Here is a 21,633-nt window from a genome sequence, read left to right as displayed (position 1 = left end):
TTTTATATTAATCAAATAAAGTACTTACTGATTGCTCTTCATATACACGGATAATCGCTTCACCTAATAGGCCAGCAACTGACAATTCAACAAGTTTATCAGTCTTTTTATCTTCAGTAAGACAAATTGAATTTGTTACAACTAATTCTTTAATACAAGAGTTTTCGATACGATCAATTGCCGGTCCAGACAATACAGGGTGTGTACAACATGCATATACTTCTTTTGCACCATGTTCTACTAATGCATTAGCAGCAAGTGTAATTGTACCAGCTGTATCAATAATATCATCAATTAAGATAGCCGTTTTACCTTCAATATTACCGATGATGTTCATAACTTCAGAAACATTTGGTTTTGGACGACGTTTATCAATGATAGCAATCGGAGCTTTTAGACGATCTGCCATTTTACGAGCTCTTGTTACTCCACCATGGTCAGGAGAAACAATTACGATATCTTCAAGCTGTTTTTTTCTAAAGTAATCTGAAAGGATAGGTACACCTAATAAGTGGTCAATCGGAATATCAAAGAATCCTTGAATTTGTGGTGCATGTAAATCAAGTGTAATCACTCGAGTTGAACCAGCAGTTTCAAGAAGATTTGCAACTAACTTAGATGTAATTGGCTCACGTGAACGAGCTTTTCGATCTTGACGAGCATAGCCATAGTATGGAATTACAATGTTAATTGTTTTTGCAGATGCGCGTTTTAAAGCATCAATCATAATTAATAATTCCATAATACTTTCATTTACAGGGAAACTTGTTGATTGAATGATAAATACATCACAACCACGGATACTTTCCTCTATGTTAATTTGCACTTCTCCATCGCTAAAACGAGAAACCGAGCATTTACCAAGCTCTACACCAATGTGTTTTGCAATTTCTTCAGCTAATTTAGGATTTGAGTTTAGAGTAAATACTTTTAAATGCTTGTCTGGATAATGATTAGGCATGTTTCGTGTACCCTCCGCTTTTTTTCTTTTCTTTTTATCTATAATTAATTTTTATAGTAACCTTCTTTGTTCACTTGTCTTGCTCTTGCAATTGCTAGTGAATCTTCTGGAACTTCATCAGTAATTGTTGAACCAGCTGCAATGTATGAACCTTTTTTCACAGTTACAGGTGCAATTAAATTTGAATTACAACCAACAAAGACATTGTCCTCAATCGTTGTTTTAAACTTGTTTTTACCGTCATAGTTCACAGTGATTGAGCCACAACCAAGATTAACACCTTGACCGATTTCCGCATCACCAATATAGCTTAAATGAGATGCTTTACTTCCGTTACCAAAAGTAACTTTCTTAGTTTCAACAAAATTTCCAATTCGAACTTCATCACCTAATGTTGACGCTGGGCGAATATGAGCAAATGGTCCAACTGAAGTTGAATGACCGATTTTACTTTCATGTACAACTGATTGTTTAATCACTGTATCATTACCAATTTCACTATCGATAATTTCAGTGTTTGGGCCAATTGTACTACCCGTTCCAATTATACTATTTCCATAGACCATTGTACCAGGGTAAATAATTGTATCCGAACCTATTTTTGCATCTGCAGAGATGTATGTGCTAGCTGAATCAATAATCGTTACACCGTTCAACATATGCTTTTTGTTTATATTTTTGCGCATGATTGATTCTGCAATAGATAATGCATATCGATCATTTACGCCTAATGTTTCATCGAAATTTGCTGTTTTATATGCAGCTACTATTTCGCCTTTTGCTTTTAGTATCTCAATAACATCTGGTAAGTAGTACTCACCTTGAGCGTTATTATTGTTTACTTCATTTAATGCTTCAAATAATGCTTTATTATCAAAGCAATATGTACCTGTATTTATTTCTTGAACTGTTAGCTCTTCTGGACTCGCATCCTTATGCTCAACAATTTTTAATACGGACCCATTTTCGCCCCTAATTATTCTACCATAACCAGTTGAATCCTCAAGATGGGCTGTTAAAATGGTAGCTTTTGCCTGTAATCTTTCATGCTCATCGAATAAAGCTTGAATTGTCTTTGGTGAAATTAAAGGTGTGTCGCCACAGATTACTAAAGTAGTTCCTTCTTTATCTTTTAACATTGGCGCTGCTTGAATAACAGCATGTGCAGTACCTAATTGCTCAGCTTGTAGAGCATATTCGCTATGATCACCTATTTGTGTTTTAACTAATTCCGCTCCGTGACCTACAACGGTTACAATATTTTGTACACCAACTGATATTACGTGGTCTACAACATGTTGAACCATAGGCTTCCCACAAACAGGGTGAAGTACTTTATATAATTTTGATTTCATTCTAGTACCTTTTCCTGCAGCTAGAACAATCGCATATTTATTTGACATAGTCATCCTCCATCAATCTAAATACCTATACCTGGTAGCTCAAAGTGCTAATTTTAATATTTTTCCACAAAATACATCCATTTTATTATACCATAAAAAAAGAACCCATTATACATTAATGGGTTCTTTTTGGTCATATTTTTAAGAAGCACCTGCTTCTTCAAAGTCTTCTTCCAACTCACCTACACGGTGATATTCAGCTAGTACAGAATCCTGTATTTTGCTACGAGTTGAAGAGTTAATCGGATGAGCGATATCACGGAACTCTCCATCCGGAGTACGTTTACTTGGCATTGCTACAAATAAACCGTTATTACCATCGATTACGCGAATATCATGAACAACAAATTCATGATCTAATGTAATTGATGCAATAGCTCTCATACGACCCTCCGTGTTTACGCGGCGTAGTCTTACGTCTGTCACTTCCATCTTGTTCACCACCTTTATCAACTTAAACCATAATTAGTAAGTTTCAACAATTATCAATAATTTCCTTCTTTTTGGAAAATTTTTTATTTAAATTATTTAATTTTTACAAAAGTTTACGAAATAAGAGGCCTCAACTTATTTATCGGAATTTTTCAATTGAATTTCAGTGAAAATAAAAAAAACCTGAAAATAATTTCAGGTTTTGGTTTTATATAACTGCGATACACTCGATCTCTACTAAAACGTCCTTAGGTAGTCTTGCAACTTCCACACAGCTTCTTGCAGGCTTGTGTCCATTGAAAAACTCTTCATAAATAGCATTAAAATCAACAAAAGTTGTTAAATCTTTTAAAAATACAGTTGTTTTAATAACTTTTGATAAGTCTGTTCCAGCTTCTTCTAGAACTGCCTTAAGGTTCGCAAACACTTGCTTTGTTTGTTCCTCAATTCCACCTTCTACAATATTTCCTTCTACAGTTAACGGAATTTGTCCAGAAGTGTATAATAGTCCATTAGCGATTATCGCTTGAGAATATGGTCCAATTGCTTTTGGTGCATGATCAGTATGAATTAATTGCATTATGTATCTTCCCCTTCTTCATTATATACAAGTAGCTTATCTATCTAACGACAATAAGCTTTCAGTTTTAATAAATGATTCTTCTTGGAAATTACCTCTTTCAACTCGAATAAGTTGTTCTCTTTCATTTACCTCAGATAACTTTACAAGTGATATATAATCTTCAACTAATCTTTCTTCAATGTTTACTGCCTCAACTAATACACCAATTCCCGCAACATTTGCTTGAAATTCCTTAAGCAAATTTTTCATACCAGTAACCGTTCCACCAGCTTTCATGAAATCATCGATAATTAAAACATTTGAACCTGCCTCGATGCTTCTTTTTGCCAATGACATTGTTTGTATACGTTTTGAAGAACCAGATACGTAGTTAATACTTACAGTTGACCCTTCCGTAACCTTGTTATCTTGACGAACAATTACAACTGGTACATTTAAAAAGTTTGCAACAGCATACGCTAAAGGAATTCCTTTCGTTGCGATCGTCATAACGATATCTATTTTTTGATTACTGAATATAGATGCAAACATACGGCCTACACTATTAACATAGTTAGGATTGCTTAATATATCAGTCATGTATAAGTATCCACCCGGCAACACTCGGTCTGGTTTTTGAAGTAAATCACATAATTCTTCAATTACTGTATTTACTTCTTGATTACTAATACTAGGAATATACTTTACACCACCAGCTGCTCCTGGCACAGTCAATAGTGTCCCAATTCCTTGCTGTTCGAACGTCTGTTTTATAATACCTAAATCTTCACTTACTGATGATTTAGCAGACGCATATAAATCAGCAAAAAATGTTAATGATACTAATTGTTGTGGATGATGCAACAAATAGTGTGTCATACCTACAAGACGAGAGCTTCTTCTAATTTTCATGCAGCACCTCAAATCACGAATATTTTATAAAAATTTTATAATAATATTCGTTTTTAATCAAGTTTTTCCCTTTCGCCTAACATCCGAACGGCGTATACTTGATCGCAGAAACCTTTTAGACCGTTATAAACACGATTCATCCTAGAATCATGGCGAACTAATCCGAATACTGTAGGACCACTTCCGCTCATTAAAACGGCATCAGCACCAAAACGTTTCATTTGATCCTTAATCATTGCAACCTCAGGGTGTAATTGCAATGTAACTGTTTCTAATACATTTCCTAATGACAGACAAATATCGTCGTAATTTTTATTCGAAATGGCATTAACCATACGATCTACATCAGGATGTTGAATATTATCTAATTTAAGCTTTTGATAAACGGTTGCTGTTGAAACGCCCTGTGTTGGTTTCGCTAAAATAACCCAACAAGGTGGCGGTGTATCGATATGTTCAATCTTTTCACCACGACCTGTAGCTATAGCTGTTCCACCATAAACACAAAATGATACGTCCGACCCGATTTTAGAACCAATTACCGCTAATTCATCTAACGAACAATTTAAATTCCAAAGCTTATTTAGACCTCTTAGTACTGCCGCAGCATCTGAACTACCTCCAGCTAAACCAGCAGCTACAGGAATATTTTTTGTAATAAAAATATGCGCTCCTAATTTAACTCCGAACATTTCTTTGAGTAGCATCGCAGCCTGATAAGCTAAATTACGTTGATCATCTGGTACATAACGATTATGTGATGTAACTACAATCTTATCTTCTTGAATAAGCTCTAATTCAATTCGATCGGCTAAATCGATTGTTGTCATAATCATTTTTACATCATGATAACCGTCGCCTCTTTTCCCTACTACGTCTAATGAAAGATTTATTTTCGCAGGAGCCTTCACCATTAATTTCACTATTCTCACCTTCTTATGAACACTTACTTTTTTGCTATTGTATCATAATTAACTCATAAGAAAAATGTACCCCAATGAAAGTGAGCTTGAACAGTAAATTTTCTTTAGGAAGATTCACAAAAACCGAAGCAAATTGCTTCGGTTTGATGTGTAGACAAATTCGCTTGTCGAAGTGAAGATTGTTTATTGTTGCTTATTAGATAATTGTAACTCAGCTAATTCGATTGCTCTTTTAACCATGTTGCCGGCATCCTTCGCTCGAATGCCTCCCCAGCCTTCTTTTTGAACGACGTCATAGAAACCAAGTTCTTTTGCAAGTTCCTCTTTAAAGCTCTGTGACATTATACCTCTTTTTCTTCTACCCAAAAAAAGCAACCCCCTTTTTCCACTTCGACATTATTAGTATGTGTAAATCTGTTTAATTTCATGAATAATAAAAAGAAAAGGGACAGTAGAAAATTCTACTGCCCATTCGCCATTAGTCCACTTGTATGGTCATCACAGAAAAACAATTCAACTGTTTCTGTTAAAATATCTGCATAACTAAAAGATAAGCGTTCAAATGTGTTCTCTTCTTGATCTAATTGTACTACGAATATGGATGGATATGTTTCTGCTAATACACCGGAGCGTTCCACAGTCTTTCTACGTCCGCTGTTTGCTTTCAATGTAAGTCGTTGTCCAACATGACTATCTAAAGTATCCTTTATTTCAGATAATTTTTTTGCCATTTCATACCACCTCACTATGACAAGTATACCATCTTATGTAAACTAAGTCAAAAAAAGATAAAATTATACCAACGATACAGGTTACCTGTCAATATTTTTTTGCAACACCCGATTATTATTTGTGAAAATCAGAAAATTTATGTATGAAAATAAAAAAAAGATTTTCTACAAACGAGTTTTCTCGTTAATGTAGAAAATCTTTTCCTTACTCCTCTTCCATCGATTGGAAAGGTAGCCCTGTTCTTAAAATTCCTTTTGTTTCTACTCCGCCTAGTCCTTTTTCACCTGTAATTGTATTACGAACCACTTCATAAACATTTACTCGATCCATAAAGGATGTGAAGCTTATCTTCCCAACTACATAAACGGGATCCAATGCATGTATGTTTACTCTAGTTGGTGAGCTTGCAAAGTTTGCTCCCGCACGTATAATCGCTTCAAAGTGAGATTGACATGCCCCAGCAAAAATGACAAGGTGGTCTAAAGATGGAACCTTTTTTCTCGCTTCTTTTACAGCTTCGACAAAGTATCTTGAATGTCTGTAAGCTTCTAGATCAGTAACGACCCCTTTTGCCTTTGTGTATGCATCATGGCCAGTTATAACTAGGATATCGGGGCGATAATGATCTAAATAATAACCAATTTTCGTTGGTAATTCTGTTTCCTTACAATAGATTCCCTCAACGGGGACACCCATCTTATTATACATTTCAAGACATTTTTTTAAATAAATTGGATCTCCATCGATGTGAAGAACCCGACCTGGTATTTGAAAAAGATTTACATCTGTTCTAAATCCATTTGTTGCTTGAAATCTTCTTTTTTCTTTTTGCTCCATGGCTTCTCTTTTAAATAGTTTGTAGTTTTCCTCAATTTGAACAGATGATCTTTTACCTTTTTCTCGATACTCTGATTCAATGATTACTCGCAGGTCGGATAAAGGCGCATCAGCAATTAAACGAAAATCGTCACCATATAAAACAGCAATGACTTCATCCCCGATTTGTTTTACCTCCACTACTCGAAAAACTAGGTCATATTTATAAGATGCTCTTTCTACTATATCCCCTACATTAATATTCACATGCCTTCCCCTCCAAAATTGCTTAAGTACACTACGAGTTCGCTCTCTTTTCTTAGATTATGTATGGACAAAAAAAAGGGTGAAAAGAAGGTTTATTGAACTTTTGTAGGGCATCGGAACTAAAATGAGGCAGCAAATAAAAAAGATGATTACAAACTAGTTGGTAAATTAGTTTATAATCATCTTTTTGTTATTTCATTCTTCTATATAGACTATTACTTAAAGTTCCAAATTCTTGAATTGATAAAGTTTCTCCTCTTCTTGTTCCTTCAATACCTGCTTCTAAAAGACAAGCTTCAAGGATTGTCTTGTCCTTTTTCAGTTGAGAAAAATGATTTAATAAATTATTATTTAATGTTTTTCTTCTTTGAGCAAAGCTAGCTCTAACTACTTCAAAAAAGAATGATTCATCAATTACCTCTGCTGCTGGTTCTTCTCGTTTTACTAGCTTTATAACAGCAGAATCAACGTTTGGCTGTGGCATGAAGACCGTTCTAGGTACAGTCATAACCGTTGAAGCATGTGTATAAAACTGTATTGCTATTGATAGTGAACCATAATCCTTTGTTCCCGGCTTTGCGGCGATACGGTCAGCTACTTCTTTTTGCAACATACAAACAATTCCTCTGATTGGTAAACTTTCAGTTAATAGCTTCATGATAATTGGTGTCGTTACATAATATGGTAAGTTTGCGACTACCATTATATCCGACTCATTTGGCAAATACTCATTAATCGCTTTTTCAACATCTGCCTTTAGTACGTCTTCATTAACGATTTGTATATTATCATACGGAGAAAGTGTATCTTCTAAGATTGGGATGAGTCTATTATCAATTTCAAAAGCTAATACCTTCTTAGCACGCTTAGCAATTTGCTCAGTTAATGCCCCAATTCCCGGGCCAATTTCAATTGCACAACTTTCTTCAGTTAAATCTGCATAACTTACAATGTTTTCTAGTATATTTGTATCAATTAAGAAATTTTGACCAAAGCTTTTTTTAAAGAAGAAATCGTACTTGGCTAATATTTCTTTCGTTCGACTAGGTGTCGCGATATCCTTCATTATTTTTCCTCCATTAAAACTTTTTTTACTGCTTGCCCAAATTCATCTTTTGATATTTGAAACATTTGCAGTCTTTTCTCTAGTTGCTTACCGTTTGTATAACCTATATTAAGAATTTTACCAAGTTTATCTCGTCTTTCACTTGATGAGGGATGTCCAATTAATCCCGCATCTATTAAATCTTCCTTTGTAATTTCGGATTCAACTTCGATAAATTCCTGCTTAACATGAATTAAAGCATTTCGAATAGATTCTCTAGTAGCATGCTCAATCCCTAATCCCTTTTTTCCTGAACGAACAGCTTCTTCCTTTGGTAAAAACGCATGCTTACATCCTGGTACATGCTCTTTAATAATCGAGCGTATACGTTGACCTGGATAATCAGGATCTGTAAATACGATTACTCCTCGAGTCTCCTGAGCATGCTTTATTAATTTTAGAGTATTCTTATTTATAGCAGAACCACTTGTTTCAATTGTATCTGCATCTACAGCTCTTTTAATTGCTGCCGTATCATCTTTACCTTCAACAACAATGATTTCTTTAATTTTCATTTGTTCCTCCAACCAATACAAGTATATGTAATCATACCATATGGATAATAAAACTTCATACTCTCTTAAAAGTAGTATAAAAAAAAGCAGAAGGACTTATCCTTCTACTTTTTTTCAAACAACGATCTATTTTAAATATATTAACTAATAATACGAATTTTTACAGTACGACGACCAAAATCATAACAATCGTCTTTTGTAGGCATTAAAATATCGATTCTTCTGCCTTTAATTGCTCCACCAGTGTCACCAGCAATAGCAACGCCATATCCTTCAACCCAAACCTTAGATCCTAAAGGAATAACTTTTGGATCAACTGCAATCAGTTTCGTGTTAGGATTTTTACGTACATTAATACCTAATGCTGTTACACCAGACATCCCAGCATCATAAGGTGAATATGCAGTAGCTTCAACATACATTTCTTTTACCTTACTACTTGATTTTGGCGCACTAGATTTTACTAATGCACTTGAAGTTGGTACAGACTTTGTTCCAACTGCAACTACTCGATCAATTGGTTCTTTTAATATCGTTTCATCAACTAGCGTTTTAGAAACTACTTTACCATTTTCTTTAATCAGTTCAAAGTTACGTTTAACAAGTCCTTTTACACCTTCTGAAATGACCGAAGATTCATCTTTATACATAGAAGAATCTTTTTGCTCTTTTTCTTTAAAATCTACAGGCTCTTCCACCACATCGTTGACTTTTTCGACACGGATAACTCGAACTGTATCATTTTGTTTGATCATTTCGCCGGCACCTGGTTCAACTCGGTCAAATTCGTTTAATGTAATGTTCTGCTTTTCTAAAAAGTCAGCGACAGTAGTCGAAGTTGCAAATACTTTTTTAGAAACTCCTCCGTCATTTAATACCATAGGGAATGCTTTTTCGTAAGATACGTTACCATTTTCCTCTAACGGTGTTGACAGTGCAGGCATTATAACATCATCAGGGTTGATATTAATATTTTGTTCCTTTAATAATTCCTTTACCGTTTGAGCAGTTGTCATAATGACTTTTTCTTGCCCATCGATCGTAAGTTTAACAGGTTTCGCTAAATGAACCGTAATATCCATATCATCTGATATTTTCGTTTTGGCTGACGGATATATCTCATCTGCATTCGTAATATTAATATTTTGTTCTTTTAATAATTCAGCCACAGTATTTGCATGTGTTTGAATAACCTGTTCCTTCCCGTCTACCTCAAGAGTTACTTGTTCTTTAAGTCCCTCATATGCTCCTGTACCTACTGATCCAGTGAAAACTAAAGCTCCTGCAAGTTGTACTGCTAGTTTTTTACTACTCCCAAGTCTAGAAAGTAACCTATTCGCGTCTATCACGATTTTACTCCTCCTTTTCGCCTGAGAAAAAAGATTGACTAGCTCCAAACCTATTAACTAGTGCTTCTACTCTACTGAATGTATGTTTACTAGATTTAGAAGTAGAAGAGTTTTCTTTCGACAAATTCTTCAACTCTTCATACGTGAACTGTGACGAATTTTATGTATTCGTACTAGTTCATGAGATCATTTGTTAATCTGAAAAATATTACACGCATTTTCGAAAGTTCGTTTTTGAACTTCCTCAACTGATATGTTTTTTAAACGTGCAATTTCATCAGCAACAAGTGATACATAGCTAGGTTCGTTTCTTTTTCCTCTATACGGATGTGGTGTTAAGTATGGACAATCCGTTTCGATTAATAGATTTTCTAACGGAATCTCTGTCGCCACTTCTTTTGGTTTTTTTGCATTCTTAAATGTAACTGGTCCTCCTAATGAAATATAGAAGTTCATTTTAATACATTCTTTTGCAGTTTCCACACTTCCGCCGAAGCAGTGCATGATGCCACCTACTTCTGATGCATTTTCTTCTTTTAAAATGGTTACAATGTCTTCTGTTGCGTCTCGATTGTGAATGACAATCGGTAGTCCGCATTCTTTTGCTAATTGAATTTGTTTGCGAAATACTTCTTGTTGGATTTCCTTTGGAGATTTATCCCAGTAGTAATCTAATCCAGTTTCACCAATTGCTACTACTTTAGGATGTTTTGATAATTCCTTAATCCATTCAAAATCTTCTTCAGTTGCGTCAATTGCATCAACTGGATGCCAGCCAATAGCTGCATAAAGAAAATCATATTTCTCAATTAATTCCATAGCCTTCGTAATTGTTGGTCGATCAAAGCCAACAACTACTTGATGAACAACTCCTGCTTCTAGTGCTCTACTAATTACTTCTTCAAGGTCTTCCTTGTATTGATCTGCATTTAAATGTACATGTGTATCAAAAAGCATTTTTACTTCCCCTTTGCTCATCTGAGATTTAGTCTAGCATACCGTAAAATTTCTTACCTAACGCACAGTTAACAATTCCGTTACAAAAAGAAACGGTCAAAATTAAGCAATTTCTAATAAATTTTTAAAGATTTTTTAAATTAATTCCATGTTATATCAAGACTTTCTTACTTTTTGTAACTAAATTCAGATAATTTTTTTAGTTTACCATTGTAATCAATCTGTAATATTTTCTTCATATAATGACATTTTCTAACAATAACTTGTTAACAACTGCCATAAATCAACAAATTATTATCATATTTGTGATTCTTACGATATTTTTACAATTTTCTGCACAATACAACAATTATTTCAGTAAAATAAATTAAAAAAGAAAAGTATTTCATGTTAGTTTTTACACGAAATACTTTTCCTAGTAACATTATTTAATAATAGTACCGTTTGGTAATGATTGATCAATTGTTGCAAGTGATAGCTTACCTTCAATACTTCCTGCAAGGATCATCCCTTCGGATAGTTCCCCTCTAAGCTTAACAGGTTTTAAATTCGTTACACAGATCACTTTTCTACCAATTAAGTCTTCTGGTTTATAGTATTCCGCTATACCCGATACAACTTGTCTTGATTCATTCCCTAAATCTAATTGAAGTTTTAGAAGTTTTTTTGCCCCTTTTACTGCACCAGCTTCTTTTACTTCAGCTACCTTTAGTTGAACTTTAAAGAAGTCATCAATTGTAATTTCAGGAACAGTTTCTTCCACTTTCTCTTCTACCACTGGTTTTACAGTATCTTGCATTTGTTCTTTAATATAAGCAACTTCAACTTCTGTCTCTAAACGAGGGAAAATTGGTTCACCTTTTTGTACTCTCGTATCCTCTTGAATTGCTCCAAACTCATTCAAGCTGTCCCATGAAAGAATCTTCTCATCAACTAGTCCTAACTGAGTGAAAATTTTCGCTGGAGTCTGAGTTAAGAAAGGTTTTAGTAAAATCCCAACTTGACGTAAAGATTCAGCTAAATGTGCCATTACCGAAGCTAGTTCTTTTACACGGCTTTCGTCTTTAGCAAGTACCCACGGCTGTGTTTCATCAATGTATTTGTTTGTACGACTAACGAACTGCCAAATATTTGTTAATGCAACTGAAAACTCCATATTTTCCATTGCTGCTTCCACAGTTTCTTTCGTGTTTTTTGCCACTTGTTGAAGGTTTTCATCAAAATCTGTTACTGTTCCATTAACTGCAGGAATATTACCATCAAAATATTTTTGGATCATTGCAATTGTTCGATTTAATAAATTACCTAGATCATTCGCTAAATCAAAATTAATGCGGTCAACGAATCCCTCTGGCGTAAAAATTCCATCTGATCCAAAAGGAACTTCACGTAGTAAGTAGTATCTTAGAGCATCTAAGCCATATCGATCGATTAATACTACTGGATCTACTACATTTCCTTTTGATTTACTCATCTTGCCGTCTTTCATTAATAACCATCCATGAGCAAAGACCTTTTTAGGTAATGGTAAGTCTAATGCCATTAACATAATCGGCCAATAAATCGTATGGAAACGTACAATTTCTTTACCAACTAAATGAACATTCGCTGGCCAATATTTTTTATAGTTCTCTTCATTATCTGAACCATATCCTAACGCTGTAATATAATTAGATAAAGCGTCAATCCAAACATAAATAACGTGTTTAGCATTACCAGGTACTTTTACACCCCAGTCGAATGAAGTACGTGAGACAGCTAAATCCTCTAAACCTGGTTTAATGAAATTGTTAATCATTTCATTTTTTCTTGATTCAGGTTGAATAAATTCTGGGTTTTCTTCATAATACTTCAGTAATCGGTCAGCATATTTACTCATTTTAAAGAAATATGACTCTTCTTTAACTAGCTCTACTGGATGACCGCTGTCCGGACTCTTTCCACCAATAATTTTTCCTTCTTCATTATATAGAGGATCTACAATTTGCGTTTCAGTATAATATGTTTCATCCGGAACAGAATACCAACCCTCATACTCGTCCAAATAAATATCACCTTGATCAAGTAATTGCTTGAAAATCTTTTCAACAATTTCTTTATGTCTGTTTTCTGTCGTACGGATAAAGTCATCATATGAAATATCTAATTTTGTCCATAGGTCCTTAATTCCAACAACGATATCGTCTAGGTATTCTTGAGGCGAGATATTTAATTCCTCAGCTTTTCGTTGAATTTTTTGACCATGTTCATCTGTACCCGTTAAATAAAAAACATCAAAACCTTGAAGTCTTTTATATCTAGCCATTGCATCCCCAGCAACAGTCGTATAAGCATGACCTATATGTAATTTTCCGCTCGGATAATATATTGGGGTTGTAATATAAAAAGTTTTATTACTCATTGACCAAAAATCCTCCTTCAAAAATTTCTAAATATTGACACTAAATTATTCGCATGATTTTGCATTTCATTATAAAATGAAAAATGAGTTATCTGCATATCCCCATCTACTATTACAACTTCATACTTATTTTATAAGTTAAATTTTACACAATAGTAACATCTATTTCTATTATTTCTCATAAATATACATACTTTTTCTCTTTAATTAACCCATTTTGGCACAGTAGCATGATGTAGCTCTGTTTTTTTGGACTACATAGTACATTTATTTTCATAAAAACTTTATATAGGAGGATTAATTATGAAATCTACAGGAATTGTCCGTAAGGTAGACGAGCTTGGCCGTGTAGTAATTCCCATTGAACTTAGAAGAACACTAAATATCACTGAAAGAGACACACTTGAAATATTTGTTCAGGATGATCGAATTATCCTAAAAAAGTATGAACCAAATATGACTTGTATGATGACGGGAGAAATTTCTCAAAATAATCTTGAGGTTGCTGATGGCAAAATTGTTTTAAGTAAAAAAGGCGCAGAGCTTCTAAAATTCGAGATTGAACAATTTATAGCTAATAATAATTAAATTGAAGAGGCTGCCTATTTTAATTGCATTCTCTAAATAAAAAGCAAGTAAAAATGAGTAGAGAATTACAAATAAATAAGACAGCCTAACTTCATTTTTAAACCATATTAAATTTCGTGATATTCCGCGTAGACGTCCCTTTTATTTAATGAACGATCCTTCGCAACAAGTTTTATTGCATCTTTACTTTTTTCATTTTTTTCATTTATGTACAAATCGACATGTTGGTTAATTGATAGTTCCTGCCACCAACACTCCTCATTGTTTTTTACATCTTCTTCAGATGCCCCTTCTAATACAACTACAAACTCTCCACGTACTTCTTCATTCGTTGCCCAGTCTATTGCATCACTAACTGTCCCTCGTAAAAACTCTTCGAACTTCTTTGTTAATTCTCTACAAAGTACAATTTTTCTGTCACCTAATACTTCAAGAATAACGTGTAAAGTTTCTTTTAAACGGTGTGGAGACTCATATAAAATGACTGTACTACGTTGCCCCTTTAACGGTTCCAATTGCTTCTTCTTATCTTTCTTTTGACGTGACAAGAATCCTATGTATAAAAATGAATCGGTAGGTAGCCCAGATGATATTAAAGATGTTAAGGCAGCATTTGCACCTGGTAAAGGGATGACAGAAATACCTTCTTCTAAACAAAGTTTTACAAGTTCATAACCTGGGTCATTTATGCATGGCATTCCTGCATCACTTACTAATCCAATTTTTAATCCTTGTTTCAAGTCTTCTAAAAGCTTTAATCCTGCTTTTTCTTTATTATGCTCATGGTAACTCACTAAAGGTGTTGGTATTTCGAAGTGATTACAAAGCTTTTTCGTGTTACGAGTATCCTCTGCTGCAATATAATCGACTTCTTTTAGTATTCTTACCGCTCTAAACGTCATATCTTCTAAGTTGCCAATAGGTGTTGGTATTAAATAAAGACAGCCTAATTCTTCATTTAAGAAGCTCTTTTGACTTTTAATCATTGCTTGCTCCTCCTCTCATATATCGTTCTTTGTTTTCTCTTGATAATTGCTTAAAAGCGTATTCCGCTTGCATCGCTTCTCTTTTAGTTGGGTACTCCTCAAAAAATATACAATTTACAGGTGTTCTACCTCTCGTATATTTTGCACCCTTTCCATCATTGTGTTGTTTTACTCTACGCTCAATATTAGTTGTATACCCTGCATAGAAAGTTGCATCAGAACATTCTAGTACATATAAATAGTGTTTATGGTCTTCCATATAGAATTTCCTTTAGCTCAGTCGTATACTCGTTATTTTCCTCATATACGTAAATCGGAGGCAAAATTTTAAGGTCTGCCTTACCACCTTTAATACCTTCAATTAGAAGTGTATTTGCTTCCTTACCCATTTTTGGATAGACAAACTGAATTCTTTTCGGCTCAATGCCATGTTTACGCATTGTTGTAACAATATCCAACATACGTCCTGGACGATGAACCATCGCCAATTTTCCACCGTGCTTCAAAAGTTGTTTACTTGCATTGATTACTTCTTCTAAATTCGTTTTAATCTCATGTCTCGCTATTGCATAATGCTCATTCATATTCTGTTCAGAAGTCGGAATATCTTGAAAGTATGGTGGATTACATGTAACAACATCTACAAACTCTCTACCTATTTTATCTGGTGCATTTTTTAAATCGTCATGAATCATTGATACTTTTTCATCTAACTTGTTATATTCAATGCTTCTTTTAGCCATATCATATAAACGCTCTTGTATTTCTACACCTATTATATTTGCTTTAGATCTTCGGTGTAGCATCAATGGAATAACTCCATTTCCAGAGCATAAATCAACAATTGTACCTTTTTGGATCGGGACATATGTAAAATTGGATAAAAGAACTGCATCTAATGAAAATGAAAAAACAGATGGACTTTGAATAATCCTCATATCATCGGTTAATAAGTAATCTAAACGTTCGTCACCTATAAGCATAATTAGTTCCTTTCAAATTCACACCAATATTATCATTTAGCATTACCTAATCGTCTAATAATTAACTAGCAATGCATAAAAAGAAGCTATTCCATTTGGAACCTGCGCGCGATTACCTTTTTAACCAGCTTATTTAATAGCTGTTTTTTAAAAAGGTAATTGCTCGCTTCTTCCGGAATAGCCTACCATTACTTTTTATCAAAGAAGGATAAACAAAACAGACAGTCCTCGCCATGACGTACGCTTCCATAATGGAGATTACAAATATGGAAACCTTCTTGGTACAATCTTGCTAAATTATCATAGCCTTCCCCAAGATCCTTATCCTTTTGTACCTTTTTCTTCTTTGAGTCTTTTATTTGCTCTTTTTCTTCTATACGTTTATTTAGACCTAATCTTTCTCGTAAATGATCATTCTCAATTTTCGTATAGTGGTTTTCTTCTAGTAGCTCAGCAATATATTGTTTTAATTCACTAAGCTGTGTTGATAAATCTTGAATTTGTTCTTCCATATTGGAAAGAGATAAGAATATATTCTTCTTGTCCAATCTTACCACCTCTTAATCTGTGGTTTGTATTGACACGACTCCCTCGTGAATTAAATCATCTAGGGTATACTCCACAACGCGTTCTTTTTTGATCAATTCTACCTGAATAACTCGTTCTAAGATGTTTAATCCTACTACTCTTCCAGGACCTTCTGCTGTTTTGATGATATCCTCTAAGTCTGGAAGTTGTTCTTTTGCAGCCTCATACTCGTCATTTTCATATTTTAAGCAGCACATTAATCGGCCACAAAGTCCTGAAATTTTCGCCGGGTTAAGAGAAAGGTTTTGATCTTTAGCCATTTTAATGGATACTGGTTCAAAATCACCTAAGAACGTTGAACAACACAACATTCTACCGCAAGGCCCAATCCCACCAAGCATTTTAGCTTCATCACGTACGCCTATTTGTCTTAATTCAATTCGAGTACGGAATACAGCAGCTAAATCCTTTACTAATTCCCTAAAGTCTATTCTACCATCTGCTGTAAAATAAAAGATGACTTTATTTCGGTCAAACGTATATTCGACATCAACTAATTTCATATCTAGTTCATGTTGCATAACTTTACTAGAACAAACTTCATAAGCTTCTTTAGCTGATTGTCTATTCTCTTCAACAATCATACGATCATGCTCATCAGCTAATCGCATAACTTTTTTTAACGGAAGGACTACGTCATTTTCTCCGACCTTTTTATTTGGTACAACTACTTTTCCAAATTCAATCCCTCTCACCGTCTCAACGATGACAAAAGTATCTTTAGGGATTGCTAATCCATTTGGATCGAAATAATAGATTTTACCAGCTTTTTTAAAACGTACTCCGACTACTTCGTACACAATCTACAATCCCTCCTGTAGCTCTATAATCATTTGCTCTAAAACCATTAACATATTTGCGTTGGATGTTAATCGCTTTTTAGCAAAAAGGATGATTTCTAAACAAGTGGTTATTTTCTCTAATGAAATACGATTTAATGCTTGTGTCATTAATGGTTCTTCATTTTTAAAAACAACGTTTTGATTTTGCTCAGCATATATATATAGCATATCTTTAAAGGCTAATACAAGCATATCAAGCATCATTTGTAACTGTTCCTTCGTATCAAAATAACGAGAAACATTTTGTTGTATGACTAGAAGACTATCTTTTTTTGTCGTTAATAATGCTTCATATAATTCTATCACTAAATCTCTAGCTTGTGCAAACCATTCTTCTTCAGCAATTTGAAGTGCGACTGCTTCACTATTTGTTAACCTTGCTAATAATGGGACTAAGTTTGATTGGAGCTCGATATTAACTAAATGTTCTTCAAAGTATTTTGTTGGTAATGGATTAAAATGGATTGATTGACAGCGAGATTGTATCGTCGGCAAAATTTGTTGTACTTGTTCAGTTAATAAAAATGCAGTTGTAATTGAGACCGGCTCTTCCAAAAATTTTAATAAAGAATTAGCTGCATTTGTCGTCATTCGATCAGCATGGTCTATTATATAAATTTTTCGATTCGATTCAACAGCTGTTTTAGAGAATTCTTCTTGTAATTGTTGAATTTGATGTTTCTTTATAGAGGCTTCTTCAGGCTCAATTACATAAACATTTGGGTGATTACCAGAATCGACACGCTTACAATTACGACAAGTTCCACAAGGTTTAGCGTCACTTACATTCTCACATAGTAATACTTTTGTGTAGTATAATGCAAGTTCGCGTTTACCAGTTCCTCTTGGACCCTCAAATAGGTAAGCATGAGCTACCCTGTTCTTAATTACTGCATTTTTTAACATTTTTGTAGCAACTGGCTGACGATCGCAAAGTTTCTCCCAAGATGTTTTCATGTTTACACCTACTTATATCTATAAAATAATCAATGATACTTTTTCAATTGTATCTCTTTTTTAAAAATTGTTTTACCAATTACACCAACCTAGTTTTTGGCCTACTTTTATCTATTGGTACAATTAATTTTCAGTTAAGTTCCGAAAATATTCTTTCTTCTATTATACCAGTTCCGTCATGTTATTGTTCATGTAATCAATTTTTGTAAATAATTAAATTTCTTCTATTTTTTCTAAAATGACTTTTAACGTATCATTAAATACTTGATCGACCTGGTTTGATGCATCAATTCGTTTAAAGCGCCATGGTTCTCTCTTCATGATTTCAGCATATCCACTTTGAACTTTTAAATGAAAATCTAGTTCTTCCAAATCCAATCGATTGATTTCTCTCTCATCTGCTTGATGAACTCTATTTAACCCAACTTTAGGGTCTAAATCAAAGTAAATCGTTAAATCAGGCATTAAACCATCGATCGCAAATTGATTGATATTATAAATTTCATCTATTCCGATCCCTCTACCGACACCTTGGTATGCAAGCGAGCTATCTACAAAACGATCACATAGCACGATTTTCCCTTCTTCCAATGCAGGGATTACTTTCTCTGCTAAATGCTGTCTTCTTGCTGCAGCATAAAGTAGTGCCTCCGTACGCTTGTCCATTTCAATATTCTCTGTATCTAAAATAATATTTCTTATACTTTCAGCGATACGTATACCACCTGGTTCGCGAGTGGATATAAAATTTACACTTCTTTTAAGAAGTTCCTCCGAGATCATATTTATAATTGTTGTTTTCCCTGCACCCTCTGGTCCTTCAAATGTAATGAACAAAGATTTCAAGTGTGTTTCCTCCTAAATCAATACTTCAATTTGTAAATTTTTATCTTCAATCAAATTTTGAATCGTCATTCCATATTGATATACATCATGAATATAATCAACATGCTTAGTAGTAACTAGTTCACCTTTTAATAAAATCGGAATTCCTGGTGGATAAGGAACAATATTTTCAGCAGAGATTTCTCCAACCGAATCTGCCAAATCTTTTACCAACTTCCTCTTTTTCTTTAAATCAGCGTAACTATGTAAAACTGTACTCGTAAAATTAGGTACGTTAAGCTTAGGCTGTTTGCTTTCAATATATACCATAGATTCAGTTGCTTTTTTTATACGATTAATAAGGTCACTAAAATCCATTCCTTCATCTAGCGGAAGGATAAACAGAACATGTCCCCAATCTGATAGCTCAGAATAGATTCCCTCATTTTCAAATATTTCCTGTAATTGTTTACCGGTATGTCCTTTTACACTTTTTACGATTACTTTTAGTAAATCTTGTGTATAGCTTATATGACTTGATGAAACAATCTGTATACTAGATAAATCATTAACTTCTTTAATAAATTCGGCAATTTTCTTTTGAAGTATTTTCACTTTATCAATAGAAAATGTTTCGACAAAACTCCTTGCGTAATCTAAGGAAGCCATGATTGGATAAGAAGGACTGCTGCTTTGTAGCATTCTCAGCATTTCTCTTACTTTATCTTTGCAAACAAGTTTTGATTTTATATGTAAGTATGAACCCATCGTCATTGCGGGCAAAGTTTTATGCGCTGACTGTATGACAATATCGGCACCCATAGAGAGCGCATCTTCTGGAAAAGGTGCCCCAATTATAAAATGCGTTCCATGAGCCTCATCCACTATCGTTGGGATCTCCATATTATGGGCAACCTCAATTATATTTTTTAAGTTCTGAGACATTCCAAAATAATTAGGATTTGTTAAAATGATTGCTTTTGCTTTTGGATAATTTTTTATTACATTCATAGATTGCTCAGCGTTTACCCCAAGTGGCTGTCCTAGCTCTTCATCAATATCTAATGGCAAGAATATAGGCTTTGCTCCAGCAAGTAAAAGACCATGAAAAACCGACTTATGACAATTTCGTTGTACCAATACTTCGTCATTTTCGCCACATAACGATAAAATCGCAGCTAGGTTACCTACAGTTGATCCATTTACTAAAAAGAAACTTTCTTCTGCTTTGTATACTTTGGCTAACATTATTTGAGCCTCACTGATCACCTCTGAAGGATAATGTAAGTCATCTAAGCCGTTTAATTCCGTCACATCATAATTTAATATATTTGGTAATCCTAATTCATTTATAAAAGTGTGCTTTCCATTTTTATGACCTGGAACATGTAAAGATATTGTTTCTTCTTTAACAAACTGTTTCAGTGCATTTAGTAATGGCATTTTATTCATCATTAACGCTTCCTTTAATTTCCGCAAATTGTTTGCATGTGTCGTTATACTAGTATATTTTTTGTTAGCTTTTTTAATTTAACATACCTAATATACTTTTCGATAATTTAATACAACTACCTAATTCAAAATCCAATAATTTAGAGACAATATAAAAACCGATTATATTTACAAGTCCTCTCCATTACTTAAAGGCTCAGTCACTAAAGGGGCGACCAAACAGTAATAAATTATGGCAGAGGTACCTGTATATAAAATCGGTCCTTCATTTATATCTTATTTTAACTTACAAAAACTTATTAGACTACTACTATTAGTCTATTACGCTTATACTAAGCTCTAATTCACAATTTCTTCTTTCACCGTACTAATACATCTTAATTTCTCTACAAAGGAATTGTATATAGGTGCATCTGTTTCAGTTTTTACGATTTCCTTTTCACACTCTTCGCATACGAATGCCTCAATAATATGAATGCCATGTTCCTTTTTCTCTTCACAAACTATACATTTTGATAAACTATTCACCTTTATTCCTCCTCTAAGTGTACTTCCAGTGTAATTTACGATTGATTAAACAATTTCGTTTATTATTTAGTTTTGCAAATTAAAAACTTTTTATACAATTTAGGGCCTATTTTTTTGTAATATATGAAAATAGTTCTAATTTTGTGCTCTATATTCTAATTTTTTTTTCTAAATATGATACTACTTTCCTGCTTTGATCTTATTTTTGTTCCTTTTAACTACTAAAAAAGGACTACAATTAGTTTGTAGTCTCAGACTACCGGCTAAACCGATCATATTCTTCGTTACTGCGCGGTGCTCATTATCATACAGGGTAACTCTGTGCCTCGAAAGAACTGCTACTTAAATAAATAGCTTTAAGAGAAGTACCAGTATAATTAGCTTTGTTTGAACATATTGATCAAGTTTCGTATTCTTTAACTTTGATTCTTAATTTTTTTATGTTATATAATACAAAAAAACATCAGCCTAATAGCTGATGTTTTTGGTTACCAGGCGACGTTCTACTCTCACAGGGGGAAACCCCCAACTACCATCGACGCAAAAGAG

At 33.9% G+C, this 21,633-nt stretch carries 24 protein-coding genes; 1 reads left to right on the top strand and 23 read right to left on the bottom strand.

Features of this window, described 5'->3' with window-relative positions; all coding sequences use genetic code 11:
- Window positions 1-7: 7 nt before the first annotated feature.
- The 14 genes from ACFVR2_RS24130 to metG form a co-directional block, all read right to left on the bottom strand.
- Entirely contained in the window at window positions 8-961 is a 954-nt protein-coding gene (locus tag ACFVR2_RS24130) for a ribose-phosphate diphosphokinase (protein ID WP_056474480.1), read from the bottom strand.
- 44 nt (window positions 962-1,005) lie between these two features.
- On the bottom strand, window positions 1,006-2,364 hold the full coding sequence (gene glmU, locus ACFVR2_RS24125) for a bifunctional UDP-N-acetylglucosamine diphosphorylase/glucosamine-1-phosphate N-acetyltransferase GlmU (protein WP_387367849.1): 1,359 nt from the start codon (window positions 2,362-2,364) through the stop codon (window positions 1,006-1,008).
- A gap of 141 nt (window positions 2,365-2,505) precedes the next feature.
- Window positions 2,506-2,796: a septation regulator SpoVG gene (gene spoVG / locus ACFVR2_RS24120; RefSeq protein WP_056474486.1), complete on the bottom strand. Its 291-nt coding sequence runs from the start codon at window positions 2,794-2,796 to the stop codon at window positions 2,506-2,508.
- Between the two features lie 208 nt (window positions 2,797-3,004).
- Window positions 3,005-3,376: a RidA family protein gene (locus ACFVR2_RS24115; protein ID WP_056474488.1), complete on the bottom strand. Its 372-nt coding sequence runs from the start codon at window positions 3,374-3,376 to the stop codon at window positions 3,005-3,007.
- Between the two features lie 36 nt (window positions 3,377-3,412).
- A complete protein-coding gene (gene purR, locus ACFVR2_RS24110) occupies window positions 3,413-4,270 on the bottom strand; it encodes a pur operon repressor (RefSeq protein ID WP_387367845.1) in 858 nt (285 codons plus the stop codon).
- A gap of 53 nt (window positions 4,271-4,323) precedes the next feature.
- On the bottom strand, window positions 4,324-5,193 hold the full coding sequence (ispE, locus tag ACFVR2_RS24105) for a 4-(cytidine 5'-diphospho)-2-C-methyl-D-erythritol kinase (RefSeq protein WP_097979270.1): 870 nt from the start codon (window positions 5,191-5,193) through the stop codon (window positions 4,324-4,326).
- Window positions 5,194-5,376: 183 nt separating this feature from the next.
- Entirely contained in the window at window positions 5,377-5,535 is a 159-nt protein-coding gene (locus tag ACFVR2_RS24100; RefSeq protein ID WP_387367923.1) for a small, acid-soluble spore protein, alpha/beta type, read from the bottom strand.
- A gap of 119 nt (window positions 5,536-5,654) precedes the next feature.
- Window positions 5,655-5,924, bottom strand: a complete 270-nt coding sequence (veg, locus tag ACFVR2_RS24095) for a biofilm formation stimulator Veg (protein ID WP_097979271.1) — start codon at window positions 5,922-5,924, stop codon at window positions 5,655-5,657.
- Between the two features lie 205 nt (window positions 5,925-6,129).
- Window positions 6,130-7,008: a sporulation peptidase YabG gene (yabG, locus tag ACFVR2_RS24090; protein ID WP_056474498.1), complete on the bottom strand. Its 879-nt coding sequence runs from the start codon at window positions 7,006-7,008 to the stop codon at window positions 6,130-6,132.
- A 190-nt stretch (window positions 7,009-7,198) separates the two neighbouring features.
- Window positions 7,199-8,074, bottom strand: a complete 876-nt coding sequence (rsmA, locus tag ACFVR2_RS24085) for a 16S rRNA (adenine(1518)-N(6)/adenine(1519)-N(6))-dimethyltransferase RsmA (protein ID WP_387367841.1) — start codon at window positions 8,072-8,074, stop codon at window positions 7,199-7,201.
- Complete coding sequence (gene rnmV, locus ACFVR2_RS24080; protein ID WP_387367838.1) at window positions 8,074-8,628, bottom strand: ribonuclease M5; 555 nt, start codon at window positions 8,626-8,628, stop codon at window positions 8,074-8,076. Before rnmV ends, rsmA begins: the two co-directional genes overlap by 1 nt.
- A gap of 140 nt (window positions 8,629-8,768) precedes the next feature.
- A complete protein-coding gene (locus ACFVR2_RS24075) occupies window positions 8,769-9,977 on the bottom strand; it encodes a resuscitation-promoting factor (RefSeq protein ID WP_387367835.1) in 1,209 nt (402 codons plus the stop codon).
- 186 nt (window positions 9,978-10,163) lie between these two features.
- Complete coding sequence (locus ACFVR2_RS24070; RefSeq protein WP_387367832.1) at window positions 10,164-10,934, bottom strand: TatD family hydrolase; 771 nt, start codon at window positions 10,932-10,934, stop codon at window positions 10,164-10,166.
- A gap of 424 nt (window positions 10,935-11,358) precedes the next feature.
- Window positions 11,359-13,335 carry a methionine--tRNA ligase gene (gene metG / locus ACFVR2_RS24065; protein ID WP_387367829.1) on the bottom strand — a complete coding sequence of 659 codons (1,977 nt, stop codon included), beginning with the start codon at window positions 13,333-13,335 and terminating at the stop codon, window positions 11,359-11,361.
- 303 nt (window positions 13,336-13,638) lie between these two features.
- Here metG and ACFVR2_RS24060 point away from each other — a divergent pair, with 303 nt between their 5' ends.
- Window positions 13,639-13,923, top strand: a complete 285-nt coding sequence (locus tag ACFVR2_RS24060) for an AbrB/MazE/SpoVT family DNA-binding domain-containing protein (RefSeq protein WP_088014761.1) — start codon at window positions 13,639-13,641, stop codon at window positions 13,921-13,923.
- A gap of 107 nt (window positions 13,924-14,030) precedes the next feature.
- Here the strand turns inward: ACFVR2_RS24060 and rsmI are convergent, their stop codons facing one another.
- The 9 genes from rsmI to ACFVR2_RS24015 form a co-directional block, all read right to left on the bottom strand.
- The gene (rsmI, locus tag ACFVR2_RS24055; RefSeq protein WP_387367920.1) at window positions 14,031-14,906 is read right to left on the bottom strand and encodes a 16S rRNA (cytidine(1402)-2'-O)-methyltransferase; all 876 of its coding nucleotides are present in this window, start codon (window positions 14,904-14,906) and stop codon (window positions 14,031-14,033) included.
- Complete coding sequence (locus ACFVR2_RS24050; protein ID WP_387367825.1) at window positions 14,902-15,168, bottom strand: GIY-YIG nuclease family protein; 267 nt, start codon at window positions 15,166-15,168, stop codon at window positions 14,902-14,904. The genes rsmI and ACFVR2_RS24050 overlap by 5 nt, the downstream gene beginning before the upstream one ends.
- The gene (locus ACFVR2_RS24045; RefSeq protein ID WP_387367917.1) at window positions 15,155-15,895 is read right to left on the bottom strand and encodes a tRNA1(Val) (adenine(37)-N6)-methyltransferase; all 741 of its coding nucleotides are present in this window, start codon (window positions 15,893-15,895) and stop codon (window positions 15,155-15,157) included. Before ACFVR2_RS24045 ends, ACFVR2_RS24050 begins: the two co-directional genes overlap by 14 nt.
- 185 nt (window positions 15,896-16,080) lie before the next feature.
- Window positions 16,081-16,440, bottom strand: coding sequence for a DNA replication initiation control protein YabA (yabA, locus tag ACFVR2_RS24040; RefSeq protein ID WP_056474527.1), 360 nt, complete (start codon window positions 16,438-16,440; stop codon window positions 16,081-16,083).
- Between the two features lie 12 nt (window positions 16,441-16,452).
- Window positions 16,453-17,280 carry a PSP1 domain-containing protein gene (locus ACFVR2_RS24035; RefSeq protein ID WP_098429647.1) on the bottom strand — a complete coding sequence of 276 codons (828 nt, stop codon included), beginning with the start codon at window positions 17,278-17,280 and terminating at the stop codon, window positions 16,453-16,455.
- Window positions 17,281-17,283: 3 nt separating this feature from the next.
- Window positions 17,284-18,279, bottom strand: coding sequence for a DNA polymerase III subunit delta' (gene holB / locus ACFVR2_RS24030; RefSeq protein ID WP_387367820.1), 996 nt, complete (start codon window positions 18,277-18,279; stop codon window positions 17,284-17,286).
- A 213-nt stretch (window positions 18,280-18,492) separates the two neighbouring features.
- Entirely contained in the window at window positions 18,493-19,125 is a 633-nt protein-coding gene (gene tmk / locus ACFVR2_RS24025; protein WP_387367817.1) for a dTMP kinase, read from the bottom strand.
- Window positions 19,126-19,137: 12 nt separating this feature from the next.
- Window positions 19,138-20,556 carry an aminotransferase class I/II-fold pyridoxal phosphate-dependent enzyme gene (locus ACFVR2_RS24020; RefSeq protein WP_387367814.1) on the bottom strand — a complete coding sequence of 473 codons (1,419 nt, stop codon included), beginning with the start codon at window positions 20,554-20,556 and terminating at the stop codon, window positions 19,138-19,140.
- 339 nt (window positions 20,557-20,895) lie between these two features.
- Entirely contained in the window at window positions 20,896-21,084 is a 189-nt protein-coding gene (locus ACFVR2_RS24015) for a sigma factor G inhibitor Gin (protein WP_387367811.1), read from the bottom strand.
- Window positions 21,085-21,633: the final 549 nt, after the last annotated feature.

The sequence above is a fragment of the Gottfriedia sp. NPDC057991 genome (assembly GCF_042886615.1).
Lineage (GTDB): Bacteria > Bacillota > Bacilli > Bacillales > Bacillaceae_G > Gottfriedia.
The sequence above is the reverse complement of the archived record's forward strand: the minus strand, read 5'-3'. Positions and strand labels throughout refer to the sequence as shown.